The 4,811-nt window shown below is 67.3% G+C and carries 3 protein-coding genes; all 3 read right to left on the reverse strand.

Translation table 11 applies throughout. The features are described from left to right. Positions 1-1,070, reverse strand: a 1,070-nt coding sequence (locus tag N864_RS24820) for a restriction endonuclease subunit S (RefSeq protein ID WP_155893021.1), incomplete at its 3' end; no start/stop codon positions are given. Beyond that, positions 1,067-2,689, reverse strand: coding sequence for a class I SAM-dependent DNA methyltransferase (locus N864_RS19235; RefSeq protein WP_034721062.1), 1,623 nt, complete (start codon positions 2,687-2,689; stop codon positions 1,067-1,069). The genes N864_RS24820 and N864_RS19235, both read right to left, overlap by 4 nt. Before the next feature lie 2 nt (positions 2,690-2,691). Continuing rightward, the gene (locus N864_RS19240; RefSeq protein ID WP_051518817.1) at positions 2,692-4,605 is read right to left on the reverse strand and encodes a hypothetical protein; all 1,914 of its coding nucleotides are present in this window, start codon (positions 4,603-4,605) and stop codon (positions 2,692-2,694) included. Between the last annotated feature and the right edge of the window lie 206 nt (positions 4,606-4,811).

Raw genomic sequence — 4,811 nt, forward strand, 5'->3', positions numbered from 1 at the left:
GCGAGCTGCAACGACTCCTGCTCGGCGAGTAGCGCTCGCTGCCACAGTGCGCTCATGGCCGGGTCGTGCTCGCGCATCGCGGCCGCATCCGGCACGAGTACGGGCTCATCCAAGTGGCGACGCTGGATGTGGCCCATCGTGGTCGCCTTGTCAGCAGCAATGGCCTTGAAATCCGTCAGCTTTTGATCGAGCGCGCACTTCACGACCCAGATAGGGACACCATCGGGGATGACCTTGAAGATGTGCTGGTTCACGATGCCCTCGGGACGGAACCATCGGTGCACTGTCAGCGATCCGGACCATGCGAACAACAGATCCCCTGGCCGCGCGAGGTGATCGTCGACCACATCAAGGTCGTTGTAGACCGTAGATCCACCGATGCCCGAGTTCAGTTCCGCAATGCGGATCACGACACGGCCTGTCCCCGTCGCCCCCTTTGTGAAGGCCCTGCCGTTGACGAAGCGAGCCAATCGGCTGAGTGGCACGTACTGGCCGGCATGCAGAAGAGACTGGAAGGTGACGCTCAGCAACTCGTCCGCTGATCGAGTGAGTCGGGCGTTGGCGGCGATCTTGTCGTCGAGCGCCCCCAACACCTCCGCAATCGCCTTTCGGGCTGAGCACGGAGGCACCGGAATCTCGAGCCGCTTGAGGTCCGAGAGGTTGAGTGTCGCTTGCACCGTTGTGTTCAGCATCGAGGTGATCGAGTCACGGACCGAAGGGATCTGAAGGCAATAGCGAACCCAGTCCGCAGTGACTTCTGTGGGTCGAACTACCGCGATGGCTCGGGCTACGTTCCAACCAGCCAACGATGCCGGCACGACCGCGGCTTCTCCGACGGACCCCACGATCGAGAGCAGGAGTTCGCCACCCTTGAGAACGGTCCTTTGATGCTTCCGCGAGATGGCTGGGGCAACCCGAAGCGGGTCAGACCGGGAGATCGATCCGTTGGTGAGGTCCTTGACTCGAACGATGGGGACTCCCTCACGCTCGTGGTGTCCCGGCTGCACGATGCCATAAGGAATGTCGGCACGTTCAACGAGATTCCCGAGTGCGATCCATGGCCAAGTCATCCAACCCTCCCGAGTTGCTGACGGACCTCTGCTTCGAGTCGGGCCGACTCATCGAAATGGGCGAACAGTTCCTTCATCAGGCGTTCGATCTTCTCGTCGATCGGTTCGCCGTCGTCCTCTGCCTCAGCGGCGCCGACGTAGCGTCCCGGCGTCAGCGCATAGCCCGACTCCTTGATCTCTTGCAGGGTCACGCTCTTGCAGAACCCGGGCGCGTCCTCGTAGGTAAGCCCCTTCGCCTGAGCGGATTCGGTGCCCCGCCACGCGTGGTACGTGTCAGCGATCTTGGCGATGTCCTCGTCCGAGAGCGACCGCTGTGCACGGTCGATCATGTACCCGAGGTCTCGGGCGTCGATGAAGAGCACCTGTCCGGACCGGTCGACCGACCCATGCTGGCCGGGAGCCTTGTCCTTGGTGAAGAACCACAGACACGCCGGGATCCCGGTGCTCCGGAAGAGTTGGCTCGGCAGCGCGACCATACACGACACGAGGTCTGCTTCGACGATTTGGGCGCGGATCTCCCCCTCCCCGCCGGACTTGGTCGACATCGACCCGTTCGCCATCACCACACCAGCCCGGCCACCGCGAGCGAGCTTGGACAGGATGTGCTGGATCCACGCGTAGTTCGCGTTCCCGGCCGGGGGCACGCCATACCGCCAGCGCGGGTCGTCTTCCTTGCGATGCCAGTCCTTGATGTTGAAGGGGGGGTTCGCCAGCACATAGTCCGCCTGCATGTCCGGATGCATGTCTCGGGCGAAGGTGTCGCCCCAGACTGGGCCGAGGTTGCCGTTCAGGCCGTGGATGGCGAGGTTCATCCTGGCCATGCGCCAGGTGCGTTCGTTGAGCTCCTGGCCGTAGATCGACAGGGCGGTCTTGTCGCGGTCGTGGGCCTCGAGGAACTTCTCGGCCTGCACGAACATGCCACCGGATCCGCAGCACGGGTCATAGATCCGACCTTCCTGCGGCTCAAGGACGTTCACCAGCACCTGCACGACCGACGGGGGCGTGAAGAACTCACCGCCCCTCTTGCCCTCGGCCTGGGCGAACTTCTCGAGGAAGTACTCGTACACCTCACCCAGCAGGTCCCGGGCCCGCGCCGCGCCGTCCCCGGTGAACCGGGCTGTGTTGAGGATGTCGAGCAGTTCCCCGAGCCGCCGCTGGTCGACCGACTCCTTGTTGAACCCGCCCGGCACGGCCCCCTTGAGGATCGGGTTCGCCCCGACGAGCAGGGCGAAGGCGTCGTCGATCAGCTGTCCGATCGTCTTGGCCGGCTCCCCGTCCTGCGCCGGCAGGCCTTTCGCGTGCGCGGACAGGTACTCCCACCGCGCGGTCGGCGGCACGAAGAACACGTTGTGGGCGCGGTACTCGTCCACATCGTTCAACTGCGCCTCGAGTTGCTGTGGGTCACTCAGGAACTCGGCGAACTCGGCCCTCAGCTCATCGCGCCGCGCCGTGAAGGAATCGGACACGTACTTGAGGAAGACCAACCCGAGGACGACGTCCTTGTACTGCGAGGCGTCCATCGACCCGCGCAGCTTGTCCGCCGCCTTCCACAGCGTGTCCTTGAGCTCCCTCATCGTCGACGGGGCCGTCGGCGCCGTCTTCTTCGTCCTCGGTGGCATGCTCAGAGTCCTTCCTGTTCGGGTCGGGTTGCATCATCCATTGCCCGCGCGGCCTGCGCCTGCAGGTCCGCGAGCCGTGTCTCCAGTTCGGCGCGTTGCGCCGCAATCTGCGCCAGCGCCATGGTGAGGTCGGCCTGCCGCTCCCGCGGCACGATCCGGATCGGCCAGCGGCGCCAGTCCTTGGCCCCGCCGGCGTTGATGTCCGCGGCGATCACCTCAGACACCAGCGGCGGTATGCCGTTATCCGGGTCGGCCGCAACGCGAAGGGTCCGCGCCGGGCTGAGTACCACGGAGCCGCCCTCACGGTCCACCCATGCCGCCACGCGGGGCGACGTGCAGAAGACCACGTCGCCGGCCTCCGTGTAACGGGAACCGGGATAGGCAGAGGGAAAGGCCACCGGGTCGACGCAACGGCTGCCGACCGCGCTGGCGCCGACCAGCTCGTCCTGGCCCACGACGGGCCGGCCATGCGCGAGCACGTCCTCTCGCCGGACACGGTTACCCGGGATCACCCGGCACAGGCGCGCGCCTACCGCCTCGCCCAGGAGCATGGTGCGGGCGACGCTCGCCGAGGCGCGAACCGGGCCGGCCACCAACGACTTGCGGCCCGGGATCAGGGTCGCCGTCGAGACCGGACGGGCGAACCGGTACGCGTGAGCACGATGGCCCTGAGACCCGGTCATCGAGGCCACCACATCCGTGACGATGTCCTGGATCACGGACCCGCGGAGCGACGCGCTGGACAGGTCCCCGACGACGGTCCACCGGTCGGCGATCGGCACGTCCGCATGGGCAGGACCGAGGGCCCACAGCGCCAGGTGCTGGCGCGGCGAGCGGACCACGAGCCCGGCGGGCAGGCGGATCGCGGCGCGGAGCCGGCCGGTGCGTAGCACCGCGTCCCTGGCCCGGTCGACCTCGACGCTGCCGGGCCGGTCCGTCAGCGCGGATGCCGGGCCGATCACCACGACGCGGGAGTCATCGGCGAGCTGGACGACCAGGTCCCCGACCGCTTCCAGGACCTCGACGTCCGACATCGCCAAGTTGGCGAGCGTGGGCAGCTGCACGACATGGATCGAGCCGTCCAACCGGCGTGTCGTGATGGAGAAGTCACCGTCGGCGTCGACTCTGACCGGAACGCGGTGGATGTCGTGCACCACGAGCCGGCGGCGGAGCAGCCGGGCCGAAGGGGTGTCGAGCGAGACGGTGGCGGCGCTGGGAGCAAGCTCAGCGGCATACCTCTTGATTGTGGTGAGGAGGAGGTCGCCACTGCTGTCGGTGACGTCAACGAACAAGGGCGCCGCCCAGCCCGCGTCCTCGGCGAGCGCGTCCGCGACCTGTGCGACGAGCTCAAGCGCCTCGCCGCGCAGCGCGAGGGCGGCGCGGTCGGGCAGGCTGCGGTGCAGCTGCTGGCGCAGCAGCAGCTCGAACGCCGCCGGCGCGGTGTAGGAGGCATCGGCGAGCGCCTCCGCGTGGGTGGCCAGAGTCTGCAGCTGAGCGCCGAGCGCGTCGATCTCTCGGCGCAGGTAGGTGTCGTCCGGGTCGGACTCGCGAGCGAGCTGGGTCAGGTCTGCGTCGCTGAGCTGCGCGAGGGGCGCGTCGGTGAGAGTGCCCAGGGTCAGCAGCGCCGTGAGGCCGGCCACCTTTATGTGCTCGGGGGGCCGGTCTGCCCCCGCGAGGTGTGCATGCGCGGCGACGTCCTCGCGCTCGACCCGGATGTTGCCGCGGCCGGTCGCGGCCAGGTAGTCGGCGATCGCGAAGGCGTCGAAGCGTTCCTGGCCCTCAATGACCGCGACGGGCTCGGGGAACGGCTGCCCCGGCAGGGCGCGCTTGCGCCACATGGATGCGACGGGCCGTTGGACACCGGCGAGGCGGGCGACGTCGGCGAGGGACAACTGCAGTGCCGACGTCGTCGTCATGCGTTTCCTCCCTCACGTGGTTGCGCCTCCGGTCACCGTAGAGGAAGGCGCCGACACTGAGTGTCAGATCGGTGATAAGCGTCCTTATCACGTACGAACCTTCGAGATTTCGTCCAGAAGGTGGACGGTCTCTTTCAGGAAGGCACCCCGCCTCCCCCCGACCAGGAAGGGTCCGCCCATGAGAAGCCCTGTGTCAAGCCGCTTGC

Origin of the sequence: Intrasporangium chromatireducens Q5-1, assembly GCF_000576575.1 — a bacterium.
Classification (GTDB): domain Bacteria; phylum Actinomycetota; class Actinomycetes; order Actinomycetales; family Dermatophilaceae; genus Intrasporangium_A; species Intrasporangium_A chromatireducens.

What these genes read in the sequence shown, in the direction of transcription:
- N864_RS19235 (WP_034721062.1), bottom strand. Translation starts at nt 2,689, where the DNA reads ATGCCACCGAGGACGAAGAAGACGGCGCCGACGGCCCCGTCGACGATG.
- N864_RS19240 (WP_051518817.1), bottom strand. Translation starts at nt 4,605, where the DNA reads ATGACGACGACGTCGGCACTGCAGTTGTCCCTCGCCGACGTCGCCCGC.